This is a genomic window from Aliiroseovarius sp. YM-037 (assembly GCF_048060095.1).
In the GTDB taxonomy this organism is placed as follows: Bacteria; Pseudomonadota; Alphaproteobacteria; order Rhodobacterales; family Rhodobacteraceae; genus JBLUOA01.
Genome location: NZ_JBLUOA010000001.1, coordinates 199,647 through 221,632 on the forward strand (window position 1 = coordinate 199,647; position 21,986 = coordinate 221,632).

The following is a 21,986-nucleotide window of genomic DNA, read 5'->3' on the forward strand; positions in this document are numbered from 1 at the left end:
GTTGGAAATGAAAGAGCCCTCGCGCGGACGCAAGGGCTCTCCTCGAGAATTGGAGGTGGCAAGCAGGGATCAGTCAGCCCTGAAGCCAGATGTTTGCATAGAGGGGCTGCCCCCTAAACGAACACCCCGCTCGAAACCTTCACCAGCTGCTCCTGTTTCCCAATAATCATAGGCACCTCCTTTCTGGTTGTTATTCACAGGTTGAAGCGTGCCACAGATTTTGTGTTTGTCAAAAGAAATTACGCAGCATGTGGCATGATTTTTCTGACAATGACCCGAAACGGCACGAGCGCGATGATCGCGAGCGACAGTTTCACCAGCCAGTCCGCGACGGCGAGCGAGACCCAGAGCGGAACCTCAGCGCCCCGTCCGAGGAAGGGCAAAGGCTCCCACGCCCAAGAGATTGCGGCGTCCGCCTCGGGGCCGAAAATCACGACCGATGCAGAGAACGCGATGGTGAAGAACAGGGCGGTATCGACGATTGATCCGATCAGCGTGGACGCCAGCGGCGCGCGCCACCATGCGCCGTGACGCAGGCGATCAAACACCGCGATATCAAGAAGTTGCGCCGTCATGAACGCAACGGCAGAGGCGACGGCGATCCGCAACGCGACAGCGGGGGCGAGGATGCCCGGCGCGACCTCAATCATGATCTGCGAGCCGATCAGCGAACAGACGATGCCGACCACGAACCCCGCGAACACCACACGGCGTGCGGCATGGGCGCCGTAGACGCGGTTCATCACATCGGTGACGAGGAACGCCAGCGGGTAGGTGAACGCGCCCCAGGTCAGCCAGTTGCCGAACAGAAATTGCACAAGGATGTTTGACGCCACGACAATGGTGGCCATGGCAAGAATGCCGGGAAGAAGTCGTTTCATAAATCTGGTCCGTTTTTGCAAGGTAGCGGAGACTTGGCCTTGCGTCATTTGCAAGACGGCGCTGCCTAGCACGCACACGGGGCGGGGATCAAGGGACGCGGTATTCCACAAGCTCTGTCTGCTGAAACATGACGAAGTTATCGTCGGACACCATCGTCAACCGGATCGCGCCCGCGTCGTCGCGCCAGACACTCAGCCCTTCAAGGTTGTCGTGCCGCCCGGCGGAGGTGGTTAGCAACACCTCCTCATTTTTCACGGCGCCCTCTGCCACATCGAAACGACGGACACGGGTGCGGAACCCGGTGAAGCCTGTGAAGTGACGCTCTAGCACGTAGAACTTTCCATCCGGTCCGAAATCCGCGCCGACGGGCAGGTAAGGGCCACGGCGGGTCAGGGAGAAGGGCTGATCCCATGTGCCGTCATTGAACCGATAAACGGGGATCGGGCCGGTGCGGCTTTCGCCAATTTCGGGTAGTGTATAAAGCGCACCCCCTGCGTCGATGGCGAGCGCTTCCAGCCCGCCATTCTTCGGCATATCCTCAAACGCCGGGTGGTCCGGCATGGGCGTCGGCGCGGTGCTGAGTGTTGAGAATTGCCAGATGCGGGTGTCGTTTTCATAGGACACGTAAATCGCGCCATCTTGGCCAATGGCCAGCCCTTCGGGGTCGCGCTGTTTGCGGGTCAGCCGGGTGGCGGACGGGTTCAGCATGATAAGGTCGGATCGCACCGCGATATCGGTGACAATGCCATCGGTTCGCGAAATCCCTGCTTTGAAGATTCTCCCCCGGTCGCTGATCACGATCAGGTCCGCGCCGTTCGCCCCGATTTCCATGCCGGACAGGCCGCCGAATTTCTCGTGATCCTCCTGCCAACGGGTTTTGCCGACGAACTCTGCCACCCCGGTGTCCGGGGATGCGTCGACGACAAATCCGGCGAGAAGTAGGACCCCGCCTAGCGCGAGGATAAGACGTTTGCGCATTGACGAGGCAGATCGGCGAGCGTCAGTTCCCGTCGTGGCTTGGGCGGCGGCGCATTGGGGTCAGGCGGAGGCGGGTTCAGGATATTGTTCACCCATTGCTGTGCAACGGCGCAGCCATCGCCCGGTGGCGGAGGGTTTTGGTCGACGCACCCGCTGGCACCGCGTGGGCAGGCAAGGCGAACGTGGAAATGATAATGGTGTCCATACCAAGGGCGCACCTTGCGCAGCCAGCGCCGGTCGCCGGTTTCGTCGTTGCACATCTGCACCTTCGCGCCGGGGAATATGAAAATCCGGGCGACAGCAGGATCGCTGGCGGCGGCGCGAATAATTTCGTGATGGGTGCGGGTCCAGTTGCCGTTGACGAACGCCCCGTTTTGGCGACGCATCGAAATGGATGACAGGTTTTCCCGTTGCTGGACCGAAAGGTTCAGGTCCATCGCAGGTCGCAGCCAGATGTCGGCATCCAGCCCGACCTGATGCGATCTGTGGCCGGTCAGCATCGGCCCGCCACGCGGTTGCGACAAGTCGCCGACGTAAAGACCGTTCCACCCGGCGTTGGCCGCAGCACGGCTGAGGCGTTGAACAAAGGCAACGGTTTCCGGGTGCGCCCAGTTTCGGTTTCGGCTTAGCCGCATCGCCTGCCAGGTCGGCCCGGTTTCCGGCAGTTGCGCACCACCCGCGAGGCAGCCCTTGGCGTAGCTTCCGAACGGAGCGGGCGATTGGCCAGAGCCGTTGCGTTCAGCCCCAAACAGTTGTTTTGCGACCGATGCCAACAGTTCCTGGCTGACGGATTCAACGGCCGAGGCCGCGCTCGACTGCGTTACGTCAGGCGATCTGCAAGCGCCGAGCAGGACAGTCAGGGAGAGTAGGCAGAGAAGGCGGATCATGGCTGAGGTTCTCCATCCGGTTTAACCCATGCTAACAGCACAAGGCCGATCAGGAAAAGCCCGATCAGTGGCGTGATGCCAAGGGCCTGGCTTCCGGTGACAGTTGTTGTAATGCCGATCAGTAAAGGCGCGATGAACGATGTCGCCTTGCCTGCAAGGGCGTAAAGCCCGAACGCTTCGGTCATGCGGGCGGGGTTTGCCTGCCGCACCATCATCGTGCGACTGGCCGATTGCAACGCGCCCCCTGCGGCCCCGATCATGCCGCCGAGCACATAGAACGCGATATCCGGCAGGGCAGAGTCCGGCGGCACGGCAATCCCGAATACGCTGTCGCGCGATACGAACACGATCAGCAGGGCGACCGACGCCAGGGTCAGAATACAGATCGTTATTACCGGTTTCGGCCCGTATGCTGCATCCGCTCGCCCGCCGACCCACGCAAAGATCGCGCCGGTGATGATCGCCAGGATACCGAAGATGCCGGTATCGACGATGCTCCATTCCAGCACGCCTTTCGCATAGACTCCGCCAAAGACGAAAATCCCGTTCAGCGCGTCGCGGTAGAACATGGAGGAGCCGAGATAAGCGAACAGGCTGGGCGACCGGGGCAAGCGGCGGAGCGTTCGGCCAAGGTCTTGCAGCGCGCTCGATGTCTTGGCGATTGAGATGGGTCGATCCTTCGGGTCTTTGACCCATAGAAAGAATGGCACCATGAACACGGCAAACCAAACCGCAGCCAGCGGCCCGACAAAACGGGTGCCTTCGCGCTGTTCGGCATCAAGGCCAAACAGCGGATCAAGCCCGATCAGCGTTTTGCCCGTGCCCTGTTCCGCAAAGAACAACAGCATGATGACAAGGGCCAGCAACCCACCGATATAACCGAAGGCCCAGCCATTGCCGGACAGGCGTCCGATCTCGTCCCGCGGGCCAAGGTCGGGTAGCATGGAGTTGGTGAAAATCGTCGCAAACTCCATCCCGATCAGGCCGATCCCGAAGGAGATCATCACATAGGTCAGATTGAAACCGTCAGGTGCGGACCACCAAAGCCCGAACGCGCCGACGAAATACATGACCGAAAATAACCAGATCCAGCGGACGCGTCGCCCGGAGTTATCCGCAATCGCCCCAAGGATCGGCGCAAGCAATGCTATTATGATGCCGGCGGTTGCGATGCCGAACGCCCACGCCGCTTGCCCAGCCGCGCCGTCACTGAACTGCGACGTGACATAGGGGCCGAAGATAAAGGTCAGAAGAAGGGTGTTATACGGCTGGCTTGCCCAGTCGAAAAAGAACCAGCCCCAGACTCGCTTTTTCAGCGATATTTCTGCCAATGCCCTGCCTCCGCCCTGTCGCTGGGCCGATATGACAGGCAAAGGCCGGGCCGCGCAACCCAAGCTTTAGCTGGCTTTGCGCATCTCTTCGGTGTCCACCGCGCTTTCATCCATGACCGGAGGCCACGGGCGCACCGCATCCGCGTCGATCCATGCCTGTACCCAAGCGGGCAGAGGCGGGCTGTTGTCATCAAGCCCCATCGCCTCCATCACGCGGGCCGGGGCGATCACACCGCCCTTGCCCGTGACGGCAGAGCGATACAGCGCCTGCGTCGTGCATTCGCCGTTTTTCCATAGCGTCTGGTCGAGGTAGATGAATTTATCGTCCCATCCGACGGCGCGGCTGTGCATCTCAACCCGGTCAAAAGGCTTCACCCGACGGCGATACCGAACCGAAACGCCCGCCATTGTCAGCCCCCAGCGGTTCTTGCGCAGCACACGGATCAGCCCGACGCGCTGTGCCAATGGGATGCGCCCGAGGTCGAACAGGGTCAGCGTGCGACCGTTGTTCAGCTCCATCCACATGTCGATATCCCACGGCCAGCAGATATGGTGTGAGACATGGGTGCCGGTCAGCGGCAGCGGTGCTGCGTTGCGGCTGACGAACAGCTCTTTGAACATGCGAACAAACGGGTACATCAGGCGATCCTTTCAACCCGCCCATCTATGCAGCTTGACGTGAACGTCAACCGCGACCTCGCGGCACTCTTGCCCTTTTTCGGTTTGGCGCTTACCTGTGTGCGAACCAAAACCGCAGGAAGGCCGCCGGTACATGACTTCGCTATTCCAGATTCTGATGCTGATCCTCGACATCGTGTGGTTCATCATGATTGCGCATATCATCATGAGCTGGCTGATCAGTTTCCAGGTTTTGAACCTGCGCCAGCCGCTCGTTTCGCAGATCTGGTATGGCCTGAACCGTCTGCTGGAGCCGGTCTACGCGCCAATCCGCCGCTTCCTGCCGGATACCGGCGGCATTGATCTTGCGCCCCTCGTCGCGTTCATCGGACTAATTGCGATCAGGATTGTGCTGCAAAACAACGCGGCGCTCTTTTACTGACGCGCGGGCTGTGAAATAGTCGGGCCAAGGTTGAGCATAACAACGAACAGGCCCAATGCCCCCGACACAGGCGCTTCTGTCATCCGTCTTTGGATTCTCCGCGTTCCGCCCCGGACAGGCGGAGATTGTGGAGGCCGTGACCGAGGGTAAGAACACCCTCGCCATCATGCCGACCGGCGGCGGCAAATCCCTGTGCTTCCAGCTTCCGGCGCTGTGCCGTGAGGGTGTGACGGTTGTCATATCCCCTCTCATCGCCCTGATGCGTGACCAGGTGCGCGCGTTGAAACAGGCGGGTGTCGCGGCGGGTGCGCTGACCTCTGGCAATACCGAAGAAGAAACGGCTGAGGTGTGGGAAGCGCTCGACGCCGGGCAGCTTAAACTCCTCTACATGGCGCCGGAACGTTTGGCGTCGTCCGGCGCACGCAATATGCTGAAACGCGTCGGCGTCAGCCTGATCGCGGTGGATGAGGCGCATTGCGTCAGCCAATGGGGCCATGATTTCCGCCCGGATTACCTCAGGATCGGTGAATTGCGCCGTGCGCTTGACGTGCCACTGGCGGCCTTCACCGCGACGGCAGACGAAGAAACGCGGGCAGAGATTGTCACACGCCTTTTCGACGGAGAACAGCCCGCGACCTTCTTGCGCGGCTTTGATCGCCCGAACATTCACCTTGCATTTCAGGTCAAAAACCAGCCGCGGCAGCAGGTGCTTAGCTTTGCCGCCGCGCGAAAAGGCCAATCAGGCATCGTTTATTGCGGCACCCGCGCCAAGACCGAAACGCTCGCCAAAGCGCTGGGTGACGCGGGGCATCTGGCCTGCCACTACCACGGCGGGATGGAGGCCGAGGATCGCCGCATCGTCGAAGCCCGGTTCCAGCGTGAAGACGGGCTGATCGTCTGCGCCACCGTCGCCTTTGGCATGGGCATCGACAAGCCCGACATCCGCTGGGTCGCCCATGCGGATCTGCCGAAATCCATCGAGGCCTATTATCAGGAAATCGGGCGGGCGGGGCGCGACGGTGCCCCCGCCGAAACCCTGACGCTGTTCGGCCCCGACGACATCCGCCTGCGCCGCAGCCAGATTGACGAAGGCCTTGCCCCGTCTGAACGGCGCATGGCGGACCACGCGCGGCTGAACGCCCTGCTTGGGCTGGCCGAGGCGCTGCATTGCCGCCGCCAGACTTTGCTCGGCTATTTCGGTGAAACCGCCGAACCCTGCGGCAATTGCGATCTATGCGATACCCCGGCTGAGGTCTTTGACGGCACCGAAGCCGTCCGCAAAGCACTCTCCGCGATCCTGCGCACCGGGGAATATTTCGGCGCGGGTCATCTGATCGATATCCTGACGGGCAACGAAACCGACAAAATGCGCCAGCGCGGCCATGACGCCTTGCCGACCTTCGGCGTCGGGCGCGAATTTGACCGCCGCCAGTGGCAGGCGATTTTCCGGCAGATGATGGGGCATGACCTCGTGCGACCGGACCCGGACAGGCACGGCGCGTTGCGCATGACGGAACACGCGCGACCGATCCTGAAAGACGAACAAGGGATCGAACTGCGCCGCGACACGATCAAGAACACTCCGCGCAGACCGGCGGTCAAATCGCTGGTGAGCGACGAGGACGCGCCGCTCCTCTCTGCCTTGAAAGCCAAGCGCCGCGCCTTGGCCGAAACCGCGAACGCGCCGGCCTACATCATCTTCAACGACCGGACGCTGATCGAAATGGCTGAGACAAAGCCCTCGACCCTTGATGAAATGGCGCGGATCGGCGGGGTCGGTGCGAAAAAGCTGGAAAGCTACGGGCGGGAGTTTCTGTCCGTCATCACGGGCGAGGCGGCGCCAGAGATGCACCCCACCCGCCGAAAGATGGCCGGGCGCGTGTCGGGCACAGTGTTTGATCGGTTGACCGACGTGCAGTCCCAACTGTCGCGCGGTGAGGATGGAACAGGGAAATACATGTCCTGCAACCACTCGACCCTGCGCCATATCGCCGAACGTCGCCCCACCTCGCTGTCGGATATCGAACGCGTCCCCGGCATGGGTGCGCAAAAGGCGGAGCGGTTCGGTCGGGCATTCCTGGACATTCTGACAGAGGAAGACGCCTGATGTTGGTCGTAATCTCTCCGGCGAAACGGTTGAACGAAACCGCGACGACAGCGCTGCCGATAACGCAGCCGGCGTTTCAGCCGGAGGCGGTGGAACTCGCCGATGTGGCGCGGAACCTCACCGCTGCGGATTTGCAGAAACTGATGGGGATCAGCGAGCCGCTGGCGAAACTGAACGTTGACCGCTTCCGGGCGTTCAGCGAAACGCCGTGCCTGGACAGCACCGCCCCAGCGGCGTTGATGTTCGCGGGGGACACCTATCTGGGCCTTGAGGCTGACACGCTCGACGATGACGCGATGCGCTGGGCGCAGGATCATCTGCGTATCCTGTCGGGCCTTTATGGCCTGCTGCGCCCGCTTGATATGATCCAGCCCTATCGCCTTGAAATGGGCAGCCGCCTGGCAACGAAACGCGGGAAATCACTCTATGATTACTGGGGCAACACGCTTTCAAAGACGCTGGAGGAGACGGCCGCGAGGGCCAAGACCGACACCCTGCTGAACTGCGCCTCTGTTGAGTATTTCTCAGCCGTCGATGAAAAGGCGCTGGGCTTGCGCATCGTCACGCCGGTGTTCATGGAAATGAAGCCGACCGGCCCGAAGATCGTCAGCTTCTTCGCCAAGAAAGCGCGCGGCGCAATGGCGCGATACGTGATGGAAAATCGCTGCGCCGAACCCGAGGCGATCAAGGATTTCGATGTCGGCGGATACAAATATACGCCCGATATGTCCGAAGGCGACCGTTGGGTCTTTCTGCGGGATGAAGGCTAGCGCTACTGCACGCCGGTTTTCGGGTAGCTTGTGACGACGTTCCAAACAACCTCTTGCATCAACGAGGCGACCTCTGCCCCCGGATCGGTCGCGGGTGTTCCGTCTGCGCGGGTGAGGCTGTGGGGCAAGCCGACCGGTGTGCGCTGGTAAAGCACCGCATAATGCGTCAACGCGACCAGATAGGCCCCAAGATCGTTGAAGTGGATATTGTCCCGCGTTCCGTCATCGCGAAGGGCAAAAAGGTCTTCCCTGCCACCGATCGGCCCGACGCCGCCGCGGTCTTCAACCGCGCGGACTAATGTTGCGAAAACCTGACCCGCCGGGATCACGTAGATCGGGCGCTTGGTGTTTTCGCCGGATAGGGCGGGGCGCAGGATCTCATCCTCCCAATAGCGGGTCAGGTCGAGGTCGAGCCGTTCCAGCCAGCCTTCGGGATCGTCCAGTTCATGCCATGACTCGTAAAGGAAAACGCGCGTGTCCGGGTCGGCGGACCACGCCGCATCGGCCCATTTCTGGACGTAACTCGCGCTGTCGAAATACTTGATCGCGTCGCGGATTTCGACCATCTCCGTCAGGATCAGCGCGTCGTAATCGCCAGAGGCCACAGCCTCCCGCGCGTCGCGATAGCGGGGGTGGTCGTTTTCCACGTCAAAGCCGTTGATCGGCTCATCCGGTTCCCAGTGCGCCTTAAGCGGGCTGCCCCAACCAAGTTGACTTTCGTAGGAATGCCCGTCCCCGGCCAACTGGGCCAGCATCGCAGGCATGTCCCGCCCGACAAGGCTATGGCCAAGGTGATACGCCCGTAACGGCTGTTCAAGCGGCGCGGGGGCCGGCGTGTAAAGCGCATCAAAAGCCGCCCGATCAAGCGGCTTCGCCGTGCCGCACCGGCCAAGCGTGCCGCAGGCCGCTAGCAGCATCATCAACAAGGCAGTGCTAAAGCGTTTTAGACGGTGCATAGGTCAAATCCGGTGCTGAAATCTGTTCATAGACAATACCGCGATGATGTCAGACATCGCCCGCCCAAGGCAAGATCATAGCGGTATGATGGCGGACGTCAGGATATAACCGTTGGTTAGCGCGATCGATCCGGTGATCTCGCCCCCCGTCCTGAACGGCGGTGCATCCACGCGAAACCGGGCCGTGAAGCGCCCGGCGGAAAGGTTGGGAGTCACCGATAACCCCTCGTATCCGAACAACGTTTTCGACAGGGGATACTGCGCTTTATAGGCGGATTCCTTGGCGCTGAAGATCACTTTCGCCAGTTTGCCACGCTGACCGGCCGGCTGGCGGGACAGCCAATCGCGCTCTTCAGTCTGGCAAACGGTGACGAGAAGATCGTCGTCCAGCGGGGTGTTCGGTTCGATGTCGATCCCTATGGCGCGCACGTTTGTCGACTGCGCAACAGCCGCCAGACACATATCGTCGCAATGGGTGATGCTGCCGATCAGACCTACGGGCCAATGCGGGCTGCGGTCATCAGCCATCGGGATGGGGTGCGGCTCTGCGCCGATCCGTTCCATCGCCGCCCGTGCCGCAACCCTGCCTGCCGCGAACTCGCGTTTGCGTTTTTCGACGGCGGAGCGGATTGCGTGTGCTTCCTCGGGGAACAGATCGCGATCCGGCACGGTGGGGTCTGTCACACCGATGCCAACGGTGTCTCGGAACATCCCTCGCGCCGCTACTTTCAAGGCTTTGCGGTCTGCCGCCACGCCGATCACGAACCGCGCGCTTGCCGCCTTGCGCGCATTTCCCGTCGCCGAGACATCGCATCGCTGCGTGACGCCGCGCGTTCATTGACGGCAGATGTTGTCTCTGCGGGCGTTTCGGCAGGGGCTTTAGGGCCGGATTGTTCGTCGATCCGGGCGGCCAGCGCACCGAGGGTCGGGAAGCGGAAGATATCCGTGATGCTCAGCTTGGTCGCGCCGAGGGTTTTCTTGATCTCCCGATGCGCCTGAACCGCCAGCAGGGAATGACCGCCGAGTTCAAAGAAATTGTCCTTCGCGCCGATCCCATTGGCCCCAAGGATACCACCCCAGATGTCCGCAACCTTCTGCAAGGTCGATCCGTCGCCCGCAGCGACATCCGCGCTGGGTTTCGGGGCGGTGACGGTGCGGATCGTCGGCGCGGGCAGCGCCTTGCGATCCACCTTCTTGTTCGGCGTCAGCGGGAAATTATCGAGCGTCACGAAATGCGCCGGCATCATGTAGTCCGGCAGGGCGGTCGCCAGCCGGTCGCGCAGCGCCGCTTCGTCGACCGGGCCTTCGGTCGTCATGTAGGCGACCAGTTGGTTGACGCCCGGCGTATCTTCCCGCGCGATGACAACGGCCTGTCGAACGTCCTGATGCACGTCGATGGCCGCTTCGATTTCGCCCAGTTCGATCCGGTGTCCGCGCAGTTTCACCTGATGGTCGATCCGGCCAAGGAAGTCGATCTTGCCGTCCGCCCGCCACCGCACGAGGTCACCGGTGCGATACATGCGTGCGTCGCCGGGGGGCGTCTTGTCGGCCGGAATGAACGGATCGGCGACAAAGCGGTCGGCTGTCAGGTCGTCGCGCTGCCAATAGCCGCGTGTCACGCCATCGCCGCCGATATAAAGCTCTCCGGGAACGCCGATGGGCTGCGGATTGCCCGCCTCATCCAGAATGTAAACGCTGGTGTTGGCGATGGGACGCCCGATGTTGACGACGTTGTCGTCCAAATCGCCCCCGTCCGACGCGGTTTCTGTCGTGGACCAGATCGTCGTTTCGGTGGGGCCATACATATTTTCGATGCGAGCCTTGGTTAGCCCGCGCAGCTCTGTGACGAGCGCGCCGGGCAGGGCTTCCCCGCCGATCATCATGTGTTTCACGCGGGCAAGCGCGTCGCGGGATTCATCGTTCATCGTCAGCATCCGCGCCATGCTGGGGGTGCATTGTATGTGGCTGACATCATGCCGAATGATCTGCGCGGCGATGGAATAGTCGCCATCGTCAACGGTTGCCTCTTCGTTCGACTGGCGCAGAACCTCGGCCAGCGGAATCAGCCCGTTCAACACCTGCGCAACCGGGATGCCGTAGTCGATCAGGCACGCGACCTCGGACACGCCGATGCGCTTCAGATCATCGACCCGGTTCAGGCAATCATCGACCGTGCCGAACAGGCCGGAATCCTCGAAATACCGTTCAAACGCGAAGTCGAGGATGCCCTCCATCTCTTCCGGCTCAAGCGAACCGAGGTCAAGCTGGAACGGGTTCGACACGCCCTTCGGCTTCTTGAAGGCGGGGAATGCCCAGGCGTATTGCTTGATAAGGCCAGCGGCGGCGCGCAGGTAATCCTTCATCGGTTCCTGAACGACGGCGCGCACGGCGTCCCGATCGTGGCCCACAAATGTGTGCAACATCAGCGTGACCTTGTGGTTCGCGGGGTCGTGCCCGGCGTCGCGCAAGGCCGTGTGGTAAAGTTCGATCTTCTCTGCGACCTCATCAACGCTCTGGCCCAAGAGGTGGGTCAGGATGTTCGCGCCAACCTCGCCCGCCTTCTTCCATGTCTCGGGGTTGCCCGCGGTCGTGACCCACAGATCAAGCTGCTTTGACACGGGCCGTGGCTGCGTGACGACCGCGAATGGTTCGCCCGATTGGGTCGGGAATTCGACCGCCTCGCCCGTCCAAAGCTTGCGCACGTCTTCGATGGTCTGAAACATCGCCGCGTGGTTATTCGGCGGGGTATTCTCCGGGCGCAGGACAAAATCGTCCGGCTGCCAGCCGCTGGCAATGGCCATGCCCGCGCGCCCGTTGGTCAGGTTGTCGATTACCGCCCATTCTTCGGCAATCCGCGCCGGGTGATGCAGCGGCGCGACGCAACTGCCGGCACGCACGCCGATATTTTCTGTAACCGCAGCTACGGCGGCTCCTGTCACAGACGGGTTCGGATACGGACCGCCGAAGGCATGGAAATGCCGTTCCGGCGTCCAAACAGCGCAAAAACCGTTCTTGTCGGCAAATTTCGCGCCTTCCAGCAGCAGTTTGTATTTGTCGCTGCCGACACCGTCATCGTTGCCCCAATAGTAAAGGCTGAACTCCATCCCGCGCCCGCTGCCCGACCGGCGCGTGCCGCTACCGCCCGATACAAGCGTCCGGGTTTCGTCATTGCTCAGCACCAGTTTGAAGCCACGGGAGAGCGTCCAGAACAGCTCAAGCACCGAAATATCGAAGGACAGGCTGGTGACAGCCAGCCACGTACCCGCCGGATCGTGGGCGATGCGGTCGTCCATCCCGGTGAAGAAATTCGACACATTGCGATGTTCGACCATCACACCTTTCGGCCGCCCGGTGGAGCCTGACGTGTAGATCATATAGGCGACATCCGCCGAGGCGACGCCGCTATCCGGGTTGCCCGGTTCGGCGCCTGCAATACGCGGATCGGTATCGAGCGCGAGGACGTCGGCGCTGTGCGGCGGCAATCCGTCAACCATGTCCGCTTCGGTCACGATCACGGGGGCCGCGCTGTCTTCGATGTAAAGCGCGATGCGGTCGGCGGGGTAGGTTGGGTCAAGCGGAACGTAAGCGCCGCCCGCCTTCAGGATCGCAAGCGCCCCGATCAGCAAGGCGGGGGAGCGGCGCGTATGCAATCCGACAAGTGTTCCGGGGCCGACACCCATGCTGCGCAACACATGGGCCGCGCGGTTGGCGGCTTCGTTAAGGCCTGAATAGCTGAGCGACTGGTCCTCAAACGCGACGGCGACCGCGTCCGGTGTTCGCGCAACTTGCGCTTCAAACAACTGATGCACGCACGCGTTCGCGTCGTATTCGGCGGCGGTGTCGTTCCAATCACCCAGCATAAGGGTGCGTTCGCGGTCGGAAAGGATCGGCAGCTTGTCCACCGGCTGATTTTGACCGTCCGGCGTCGCAACGGCGGCGGCGAGCGTTTCGATCCGGTCCGCCATCAGATCGAGCAATTCGTCCGAAACACGCGCACTATCGGCGAGGAGTTTTGCGCCGCCATCCGATGCGGCGAGCGTTAGCACAGTGCCATCCGCAAGGCCCGATGCAGCGTTGTGCGACAGGCCAACCTCTGGCACCTGCAGCCCGTCCAACCCCGGAATCCGCGCGGGAAGGTCAGTGGCGAACCCGCCGGACCTGATCGCATCGTCAATATCGTTGGCGAACGTGGTCTGTGCGGTGGTGAAATCCCCGGCGGATTCAAACCGAACGGGCACCCAATCGTTCAGATAACCCTTCGCGGTGTCGGCGACGTCGATCTGCAAGGCCAAATCGACCGTCGGCTGGTCGGTCAGCCGTGCGGTCAGCGCAGCCAGGACCGCAAAGGCTTGGTTTGGTGTCATCCCGTCCGGCAGGTCAAGCGCACGTTCCGTCACGTCGCCGCCCTCGGTGGGTTTGCCAACCAGCGGCAGGTCATACAGCGCTGCGGTTTCCAGCCGCTCGCGCCAATTTTGTTCATTTGCCAGAATGCCTGCAATCGCCGCGTCAAGCTGCGCGGCGGCGTCCGTGTCGGGCGACGGCAAGACATCCCCAACCTCGGCGATTTCTATTGCGTTTGCAGTCGCGCCGAAACGGTCGCAAAGCCCTGACAGGATCAGCGGCGCGGTGCTGGTTGCCACGCTGATTTCATCGCCATCCCGCGCCAAGATGGTTCCGGGGGCGGAGGGGGAGTTACCTTCCCCAACCTTCGCGGACCCGACCAGCCAGACCTGACCGCCCGCCTCAATCTTCGGGCAAAGCAGCGGGTTCCAATAGTCCCCGTGGTCAAGCGCGCGCACCTGTGCGGCGAGCGTGTCGGCATCGGCGTTGAAGTCGAGCCGCCCCGCCGCCGTCGGGCGTTGATCCTTGGCGAAATAGCTTCGCGCTGACAGGTCTTGCGGCGCTGCGCGGAGTTCCGCGGCGGCGGCTGTGGCGATCACATCGTCAAAGCTCTCAATCGCCGCAGCGTAGCATTTCGTATTGAGAGTCAGCGCCGTGTCATGCGGTGCGATATCAAACAGCTTTTGTGCGACGATCCGGCCTTCGTCGACACCACCTTCGATCATGTGCCAGGTGATGCCGTGCTGCGACTCTCCGTTCAGAATGGCCCAGACCGGGGCGTTTAGCCCCGCGTAGCGCGGCAGCGGCCCGTCATGGAAGTTGATCGCGCCGCGTGCGGCATTGTCGATCACTGCCTGCGGAATGATGTCGAGGTTCGCGATGCTCAGCAGCCAGTCATAGGTCGTGCCAGCCAGACGATCCGCGAGGCCTTTTCCAGCTTCGATGGCAGTCAGACCCTTGCCCTCGGCCCACGCGCGGACTTCGGGGTTGCGGGTCACGACCGCTTCGACGGTGTGCCCGGCATCCAGCAGCATTTCGCCGCATTGGACCGCGAGAGATTCATTTCCGATTATGACGGAACGGAAAGCGGGCATGTTTATTCTCCGGTCATTGGGGCTGGGGTCGCGGTCTTGCGCGACGAAAACGGGGCCCGGATAAGGGCCGATAGATCATGCGAAACCATCGTCCACAGAAATCCGGGCGGATCGCCGGTTTCGCGGCGCGTGATAAAGCACCGCAGACGATGCAACGCGCCACCTGCGAAGTAGGCGAGCGTCGCACCAGCGGCATAAAGCGCCCCGTGGTTCTTGGTGAAATAGTGCAGACGGGAATCAAACCAGTAGCCGGGCACGCGGCGCCACGACTTCATTCCGGTCGAGACGGACCCGATATGCGCAACCTCGCTTTCGCGGACGAACAGCGTTTTGTGGCCCGCCATCTGAGCGCGGCGACACAGGTCGGTTTCTTCGAAATAAAGAAAGAAGGTTTCGTCGAAAACGCCGATGTTATTCAGAACGCTTTGACGCATCATCAGGCTGGCTCCGGCAAGCCAGTCAACTTCACAACTTTCAGCGGGCGTTGGGACAGGAACGGCGCGTTTGCCCAGCAAACGGGTGACAGGGCCGAACCGGATCGCGGATTCAAACTCGCTCGCGATGGACGGGAAGCGGAAGGTCGTCAGGTGCGCGTCGCCCTCTTCGCCGTGAATGTAGCTTCCGGCGAACCCGGCCGCGGGTGTAGCTTCCAGACGATCCAGCAGCAAATGGATCGCATCCGGCGCCGGAAACGCGTCAGAGTTCTGGACATAGACGTAATCCGGACTTTGCCCATTGCTCAGCCCCGCGCGGATGCCGACATTGTTGCCCGCGCCAAACCCGCCATTCCGGCCAGATTGCAGCACCCGCACCCGGTTGTCCTTGGTCCAACCGTTGTCCGCGACAAAGGCTGTCATTTCGTCAAACGATCCATCGCCGGAGTCGTTGTCGACGATCACGATCTCACCCGCGATTCCGTTCATTGCCTTGACCGCCGCCTCTGCCGCGCGGCAGGTCATCGGGGCGGTCTTGTAGTTCAGGATGATTGTCAGAACGGTGGGCCGGGTCATCAGATTACTCCGCGGCCTCCTGTGTCACGACGCGGGGTCCTTGGCCGGTTGCCTTGCGTTCGGCGGCTTCGATCACCCGTTTCATCCGGTCGGCGAGAACGCGGACATTCGGCTCCAACACCATTGAATCGTGATCGCCGGGCACCTCAAACACGTCGAGCTCGGGCGCCCATTTCGTCCAGTCATTATCGGGCAGCACATATTGCCGTTCGTGATTGACGAGGCGACCGCCCGAAACATGCCATGTGCCGACCATTGGCGGGCGAAACAGGGTGATCGGGCCGGACCATGGCGCGACCTCATACCGTCCGACGCTGTCCATGAACGCAGCCTCAATCGCCGCATCGTGGAACTGTTGGCCGAGTTCGGTCGCGGTGTCTTCATCATGGCCGCGGCGCTTGTCGATCTCCCAACGGATACGACGGGCGATCCATTTGAACGGATAGCTGACGCCCTTTTTGCGCAGTTCCTGCCACTGGATCGACGCCCGGTCGCGGGCAGAAAGTGGTGGGCGAACCGGCAGCGGCGTGTCAAGAAAGACGACCGCGCTCACCTCTTCGCCCGCAGCGGTCAATTGTTGCGCGATTTCGTAGGCGGTGATCCCGCCCCCCGAGAAGCCGCCGACCATATAGGGGCCTTCGGGCTGCACCGTCCGCATTTCAGCGATGTAGTCACGGGCCGCTTCAACGATTGAGGTATGCGGTTCTTCGTCCCCGTAAAGCCCCCGCGCCTGAAGCCCGTAGAACGGGCGATCGACGCCCAGAAGATGCGCCAGATGCCGAAGGTTCAGTACGTTGCCGAACATCCCGGCGACAAGGAAGAACGGCGTTTTCGACCCGCCTTCGCCCGAGTGCATCGGCACAAGATGGGTGAACCGCCGTGTCGGTGCGGGGGCTGCGGTGCCTTTGCTGTCGGCCGGCGCGTCGGCATCATCGACAACGCCTTGTGCTGCAATCAGGGCCGCGCATTTTCGGATCGTCGGAGCCTCAAACAGCACCGAAATCGGGAAATCCACCTGATACGCCTTACGCACCTGCGCGAACAGGCGCACCGCGATCAGGGAATGCCCGCCAAGGTCGAAGAAGCTATCCTCAACCCCAACCTGATCGACGCCAAGCAGGTCTTGCCACATCGCGGCCAGCCGTTCTTCAATCGGGTTTTCGGGGGCGACGTAGTCGGAATCAAGCTCAGGCCGCTGGAATTTCTGTTCGCTGCTTTCAGCGTCGTCGTTCGTGTCGGCGGCCTGCTCGATCAACCCGTTGAGGTCGAGCGATGAGACGATGACTTGCGGCAAACCCGTGCCAAGCGCTCGGAAGAACGCATCCGCCCCTTCATCGGCGCGGATGCCTTGCGACAGATTGTGGCGCAGGCGTTCTTCGGCCGGGGACAACGGGCGCGGCGCATCGACGGCGCTGGCGTCTGACGTTTCCTCGGGCGCACTGGTTGCAAAGCCTGACACGCTTTCCATACGGCGGATCGAAAAGCCCTTGATGTCGACGCAAACCTCGCCTTCGGGCGTCGTGATGGTCACGTCAAAGGCCGCCATTTCACCGTCGGCGCGGTTTTCGCCCGCATTGCGGACCCAACTGACAATCTCAGCCGGAAGTGCGCGGTAAACCCGGACGGATTGATACGACACCGGCACCCAAAGGTAGGTTGGTTTATATCCGGCGATCAGCTCCATCGCCCAACCGGTCGCCAAATCCATCAGGCCCGGATGCAGCCGGTATCCGGCCTCAAGATCGTCGCGGTAGGCGTCTTGCAGGCTAAGATGCGCGATCCCTTCGCCATCGCCCAAAGCGGTCGATTGCAAGACCTTCCAACGCGGACCGAACGCAAGGTGTTCTTCCTGACACGATGTCAGCCGCGCGCCATCCGCCGCGCGCTTCACCTTTTCGCAGCGGGATTTGACAGTGTCGATGTCAATCGGGCTTGGCGGGTCCAGCGGAAGTAGCGACAGGTTGGCTTGGGCGTTCGCCTCAAACCGGTTCGCGGTGCCGCTTTCAACGGCGAATTCATATCCGGCCTCATCGCGCGGCAGGCGGACGCGCACGGATTGCGGCGTGCCCTCGGCAACGGCAAGCGGACGCAGGAAGTAGAGGTCGCGGATTTCAAAGGCAGAGGTTTCGCCCTGCGCTTGCAACGCTTCGGCGGCAAGTTCAAGATATCCGGTGCCGGGCAGCAAGGCGTCGCCCGCCTTTGTGCGGTGTTCGTCAAGGAACCAGCGGTCACGGGTTGCGTAAGTCGCATTGAATTGGCGGTTGCCGTCGGCGTCAAACGTCGCCTCATCCAGCATCGGAACCTCGGCCGGGGTGACGGGCGGCGGGGTCTGCGAACCCGTCCGCGCCTCCATCGCGTCGGCGGCCATGCCGACATCCGACCAGATGCCCCAGTTGATCGCAACAACGCGCGTTTGCCCACCCGCGCGGGATTTCGCAAAGGCGTTGAGATATTCGTTCGCTGCAACATAATCGACCTGCCCAATTGGGGCTGTAACGGTCGAGGTTGAGGAAAACAGCACCATCCAATCGAGCGATCCATCCGGGAACAGGGTATCCAGAACCTGCGTGCCGTGGATCTTCGGAGTGAAGACATCTTCGATATCGGTCATCGATTTTGCCATGATCGGCGCATCGTCAACCAGACCGGCAGCGTGGATCACGCCGTTGATCTTTCCAAATTTCTCGGTGGCGGTCGCAACCGCCTCGCGCATGTCTTCGACATTGCTGACATCGGCGGCAAGGCACAGCACTTCGCCGCCCGCCTCTTCCAATTGCTGAACAGCACGTATGCGCCGGGCGATGCTGTCCTGCGGGGCGGCGTTTTGCAGACGGTTTTCCCATTGCTCGCGCGGCGGAAGGGCGTTGCGTGACAAAAGCACAATCCGTGCCGCCTCGTCATGGACAAGGGCATTGGCAATCGAAAGCCCGATCCCGCCAAAGCCACCGGTGATGAAGTAAACCCCACGGTCCCGCAGTTTCAGCGTGTCCGCGTCGGGTTCGGCCAATTCCTGCGCGCGATAGGTCAGTTCAAACCGCTTTTCACCCCGCAGCGCTGCCGTCAGGTTCGCGGGCTGGGCCAGCACATCCTCAAGCACCTGCACGGCCAATTGATCGAGCGCTTGTGCCGCTTGCCCCTTGCCCGCTTTGCGTGGGCGGTCGGGCATTCCGATATCAAGGACCGCGCAGCTTATCCCCGGAAATTCCCTCGGGATCACCCGCGTCGGTCCGATCACCGTTGATTTTTCAGGGAAGCGCAGCGTTTCGTCTTTGACCTGCATCGCATCCGACGTCAGCACGGACAGGTGCATCGGCATCGGCAAATCTTCCCCGCCGATGGCTTGGGCAAGGAACAGAAGGCTGTAGAATCCGTGTTCTTGCGTGCGGTGGAAAAAGCTGCTGCCGGGGCGGAAGCTTTCGTCTTGGGTGACAAGCCAGCCATGGACGATCCGCGTCGGCACACGATCAATCGCGACAAGTTCGCGGATCAGCGCGTCATAGCTTTCGCGCCCGCGTTCCGGCGCCAACACGTAGCGGTTTTCGTCAAGCCGGGCAAAGGCATCACCGGGATAGACGGTCACGACCTGATGGCCCGCATTTTCAAGGCGGTCCGCCAGTTTCGTGCACAGCCCAGCGTCGTCCGCGAAGAATAGCCATGTTTCCTTTGTTGCGCCGCTAAGGTCGGACGTTACGTCGATATCGCAATCGGCATAGCGCGGCACCCAGGCGGGACGATAGCCCCAGCCATCAGGGTCGTCATTGCGCATCAGCCATTCGACTGCGGTATCGGTCAGTGCCGTGCCGGGTTCGATGAAATAAGGCGCACGTTGGAAGGCATAGGTTGGCAGCGGCACGCGATTGCGTCGTGCTTCGCCCCAGATCTGATCCCAGTCGAAGGTTCCTCCGGTCGCCCAGATGCGGCCGAGCATCGCCATAAAATAAGCGTCGTCCGCCACCGGATCGTTCGGGTGGCGCAGGCTGCTGATGACCTGATTGGCATTGACCTTGTCGTGTTGCCCGGTCAGCGACGCCAGAGCCTTGCCGGGGCCGACTTCAATAAACACGCGGTCCGGGTTTTCGGAGAGCTTGGTGATGCAATCTGCGAACCGCACGGTGTTCCGTAGGTGGCCGACCCAGTATTCCGGGTCCGTGGCCTCAGCGTCTGTCAGAACATCGCCGGATCGGTTTGAGATGATCGGCATCTCCGGCGCATTCAGCGTGATAGACCGAAGGTAGTCGCCAAACGGTTTCAGGATCGGCTCAAGCATCCGGGAATGGGCGGCGATGTCGATTGGAATACGCTGACAGTCGATGTCTTCGGCGGTCAGCGCTGCTTCCAATGTATCGAGCGCGGCTTGCGGTCCGGTCGCTACACTTAGTTGCGGGGCATTGACGGCGGCGAGGTCGAGGTCGTCGCCCAGACGTTTTTCCAAATCTTCCGCGGGCATCGCGACGCTCAGCATTCCGCCGGCTGGGATCGTATCAAATAGTTGGCCGCGCAGGTGGACAAGGCCGATACAATCCTCGAACGACATCACGCCAGCCAGACAGGCGGCGGTGTTTTCGCCCATCGAATGGCCGACCAAAGCGGCAGGCTGAACGCCCCAAGACATCCAAAGCTGTGCCAGCGCGTATTCGACGATCATGATCAGCGGCAGTTGCACCGAGGGCGTTTTCAGCCGTTCATCGGCCTGCTCAAGCTCTCCGTCCTCTGGCAGCCAGACGGCGCGGATGTCGTAATCGAGCTTTGGTTGCAGAACCTCCAGACCGCGATCCATCCAGTCTTGAAACACCGGCTCGGTCTCATACAGGTCACGTGCCATGCCTGCGTATTGCGCACCGCCGCCGGGAAACATGAACACCGCGTCGGGCTTGTCTGCAACGACCGAGTGGGTGAAGACCCGGCGTGGATCGTTTTCTTCAAGAAGGCTCGCGGCTTGTTCGTGCGTTTCGGCGACAATCACGCGGCGCTTTTCAAACCCGCGACGGCCTTCCTTCAGCGTCCACGCGATATCGGCCAGCGGCTGTTCGGGATGCGCCCGAAGGTGTTCGGCAAGCGCACTAGCGTTGTCGTCAAGCGCGCCTTTGGACCGGGCCGAAACGGTCAATATCTGGAAGGGCCAGTCCGACGGTTCGGATTGCGCGCGTTCGGGGGCTTCCTCAAGCACCACATGCGCGTTCGTGCCACCGACGCCCAGCGAGTTAACTCCCGCCCGGCGCGCGCCCTTGTGCGGCGTCCAGTCGGTCAGCTTGTCGTTGACGAAGAACGGGCTGCCGTCGAAATCGATCGCGGGGTTCGGCGCTTCGTATCCAAGGCTTGGCGGAATCTGCCGGTGATGAAGCGACAGCGCCGTCTTGATAAGGCTGGCCGCCCCGGCGGCCGTGTCGAGGTGGCCGATATTCGTCTTGACCGATCCGATCCGGCAGAACCCGGTTTCGTCCGTCGTTTCCGAAAACGCCTGCGTCAGCGCGGCGACTTCGATCGGGTCGCCCAGATAGGTTCCGGTCCCGTGACATTCGATGTAGTCGAGCGTGTCTGCATCCACCTCGGCCATCGCATGCGCTTCGGCAATCGCGGTGGCCTGACCATCGACGGAGGGCGCGAGGTATCCGGCCTTGTCGGCCCCATCATTGTTGATCGCGCTGCCGCGGATAACGGCCCAGATGTGATCCCCGTCTTCAATCGCATCCGACAGGCGGCGCAGCACGACGACTCCGGCACCGGACCCGAAAACCGTCCCTTCGGCGCGGTGATCAAAGGCGTGGCAATGGCCGTCGGGCGATAGAATTTCGCCTTCCTTGAAGACATACCCCCGTGCGTGCGGCAGTTCGATGGTGACACCCCCGGCCAGCGCCATATCGCATTCGCCGGTGATCAGCGATTGGCAGGCGTAGTGGGTGGCGACAAGCGATGTGGAACACGCGGTCTGGACGTTGACGCTTGGTCCTTTCAGGTCGAACACATGGCTCATCCGGGTCGAAAGGAAATCCTTGTCGTTGCCAGTGTGACGCAGCAAGAACATCCCGACATTGTCGACCAGATCGGGGTTGGAGCAGATGTTGAAATAGAAATAGCTGCCCATCCCGCAGCCCGCGTAGACCCCAACGGGACCGTCGAAATTCTCAGGCGGATGGCCGGCGTTTTCCAGTGCTTCCCAAGCGACCTCCAGAAACTGGCGGTGCTGCGGGTCCATGATCGCGGCCTCTTTCGGCGAAAAGCCGAAGAACTCGGCATCGAACTGTTCGAACCCTTCAAGCACCGAGGCGTGCGGCACGTAATCCGGGCGGTTCAGCAGATGCGGCGCTTCGCCACTGGCGCGCAGTTCGTCTTCGGTCAGTTTGCGGATCGACTCAATTCCATCGCGCAAGTTCGACCAATACGCATCAATCGACGCAGCCCCCGGAAAATGGGCGGCCATGCCGACAATTGCGATATCGCTATCTCTGACGGAGATATTCTTTGCTGAGCCATCCATGAATTAACCTAAACAATCTTATGGAACCTTACCCGATTATCAACAGAATCGGGTGCTTTTGGGGCAATCACCTGTCTTTTTTGAAATTGGTCGGA

The 21,986-nt window shown here is 61.6% G+C and carries 13 protein-coding genes; 3 read left to right on the forward strand and 10 right to left on the reverse strand.

What is annotated here, in order from left to right; all coding sequences use genetic code 11:
• Window positions 1-239: 239 nt before the first annotated feature.
• From ACEWPJ_RS01010 to ACEWPJ_RS01030, 5 genes are all read right to left on the reverse strand, one after another.
• The gene (locus ACEWPJ_RS01010; RefSeq protein ID WP_416510295.1) at window positions 240-881 is read right to left on the reverse strand and encodes a queuosine precursor transporter; all 642 of its coding nucleotides are present in this window, start codon (window positions 879-881) and stop codon (window positions 240-242) included.
• 88 nt (window positions 882-969) lie between these two features.
• Window positions 970-1,860, reverse strand: a complete 891-nt coding sequence (locus ACEWPJ_RS01015) for an esterase-like activity of phytase family protein (RefSeq protein ID WP_416510296.1) — start codon at window positions 1,858-1,860, stop codon at window positions 970-972.
• Window positions 1,833-2,744, reverse strand: coding sequence for a penicillin-insensitive murein endopeptidase (gene mepA / locus ACEWPJ_RS01020; protein ID WP_416512978.1), 912 nt, complete (start codon window positions 2,742-2,744; stop codon window positions 1,833-1,835). The genes ACEWPJ_RS01015 and mepA overlap by 28 nt, the downstream gene beginning before the upstream one ends.
• Complete coding sequence (locus ACEWPJ_RS01025) at window positions 2,744-4,078, reverse strand: MFS transporter (protein ID WP_416510297.1); 1,335 nt, start codon at window positions 4,076-4,078, stop codon at window positions 2,744-2,746. The genes mepA and ACEWPJ_RS01025 overlap by 1 nt, the downstream gene beginning before the upstream one ends.
• A 66-nt stretch (window positions 4,079-4,144) precedes the next feature.
• Window positions 4,145-4,717, reverse strand: a complete 573-nt coding sequence (locus ACEWPJ_RS01030) for an acyl-CoA thioesterase (protein WP_416510298.1) — start codon at window positions 4,715-4,717, stop codon at window positions 4,145-4,147.
• A 133-nt stretch (window positions 4,718-4,850) separates the two neighbouring features.
• On the opposite strand from ACEWPJ_RS01030, the gene ACEWPJ_RS01035 reads away from it, so the two are divergent.
• From ACEWPJ_RS01035 to yaaA, 3 genes are read left to right on the forward strand one after another with little or no spacing between them, the layout of a single operon-like run.
• Window positions 4,851-5,138 (forward strand): YggT family protein, encoded by a 288-nt coding sequence (locus ACEWPJ_RS01035; RefSeq protein WP_416510299.1) that lies wholly within the window; start codon window positions 4,851-4,853, stop codon window positions 5,136-5,138.
• A gap of 55 nt (window positions 5,139-5,193) precedes the next feature.
• Entirely contained in the window at window positions 5,194-7,245 is a 2,052-nt protein-coding gene (gene recQ / locus ACEWPJ_RS01040) for a DNA helicase RecQ (RefSeq protein WP_416510300.1), read from the forward strand.
• A complete protein-coding gene (yaaA, locus tag ACEWPJ_RS01045) occupies window positions 7,245-8,015 on the forward strand; it encodes a peroxide stress protein YaaA (RefSeq protein ID WP_416510301.1) in 771 nt (256 codons plus the stop codon). Before recQ ends, yaaA begins: the two co-directional genes overlap by 1 nt.
• Before the next feature lie 2 nt (window positions 8,016-8,017).
• Here yaaA and ACEWPJ_RS01050 read toward each other — a convergent pair whose 3' ends face one another.
• From ACEWPJ_RS01050 to ACEWPJ_RS01070, 5 genes are all read right to left on the reverse strand, one after another.
• Window positions 8,018-8,935, reverse strand: coding sequence for a hypothetical protein (locus ACEWPJ_RS01050; RefSeq protein WP_416510302.1), 918 nt, complete (start codon window positions 8,933-8,935; stop codon window positions 8,018-8,020).
• Between the two features lie 111 nt (window positions 8,936-9,046).
• Complete coding sequence (locus tag ACEWPJ_RS01055) at window positions 9,047-9,682, reverse strand: 4'-phosphopantetheinyl transferase family protein (RefSeq protein ID WP_416510303.1); 636 nt, start codon at window positions 9,680-9,682, stop codon at window positions 9,047-9,049.
• 47 nt (window positions 9,683-9,729) lie between these two features.
• Entirely contained in the window at window positions 9,730-14,406 is a 4,677-nt protein-coding gene (locus ACEWPJ_RS01060; protein ID WP_416510304.1) for a MupA/Atu3671 family FMN-dependent luciferase-like monooxygenase, read from the reverse strand.
• 2 nt (window positions 14,407-14,408) lie between these two features.
• Window positions 14,409-15,416 (reverse strand): glycosyltransferase family 2 protein, encoded by a 1,008-nt coding sequence (locus ACEWPJ_RS01065; protein ID WP_416510305.1) that lies wholly within the window; start codon window positions 15,414-15,416, stop codon window positions 14,409-14,411.
• 4 nt (window positions 15,417-15,420) lie between these two features.
• Window positions 15,421-21,891 (reverse strand): type I polyketide synthase, encoded by a 6,471-nt coding sequence (locus ACEWPJ_RS01070; protein WP_416510306.1) that lies wholly within the window; start codon window positions 21,889-21,891, stop codon window positions 15,421-15,423.
• Between the last annotated feature and the right edge of the window lie 95 nt (window positions 21,892-21,986).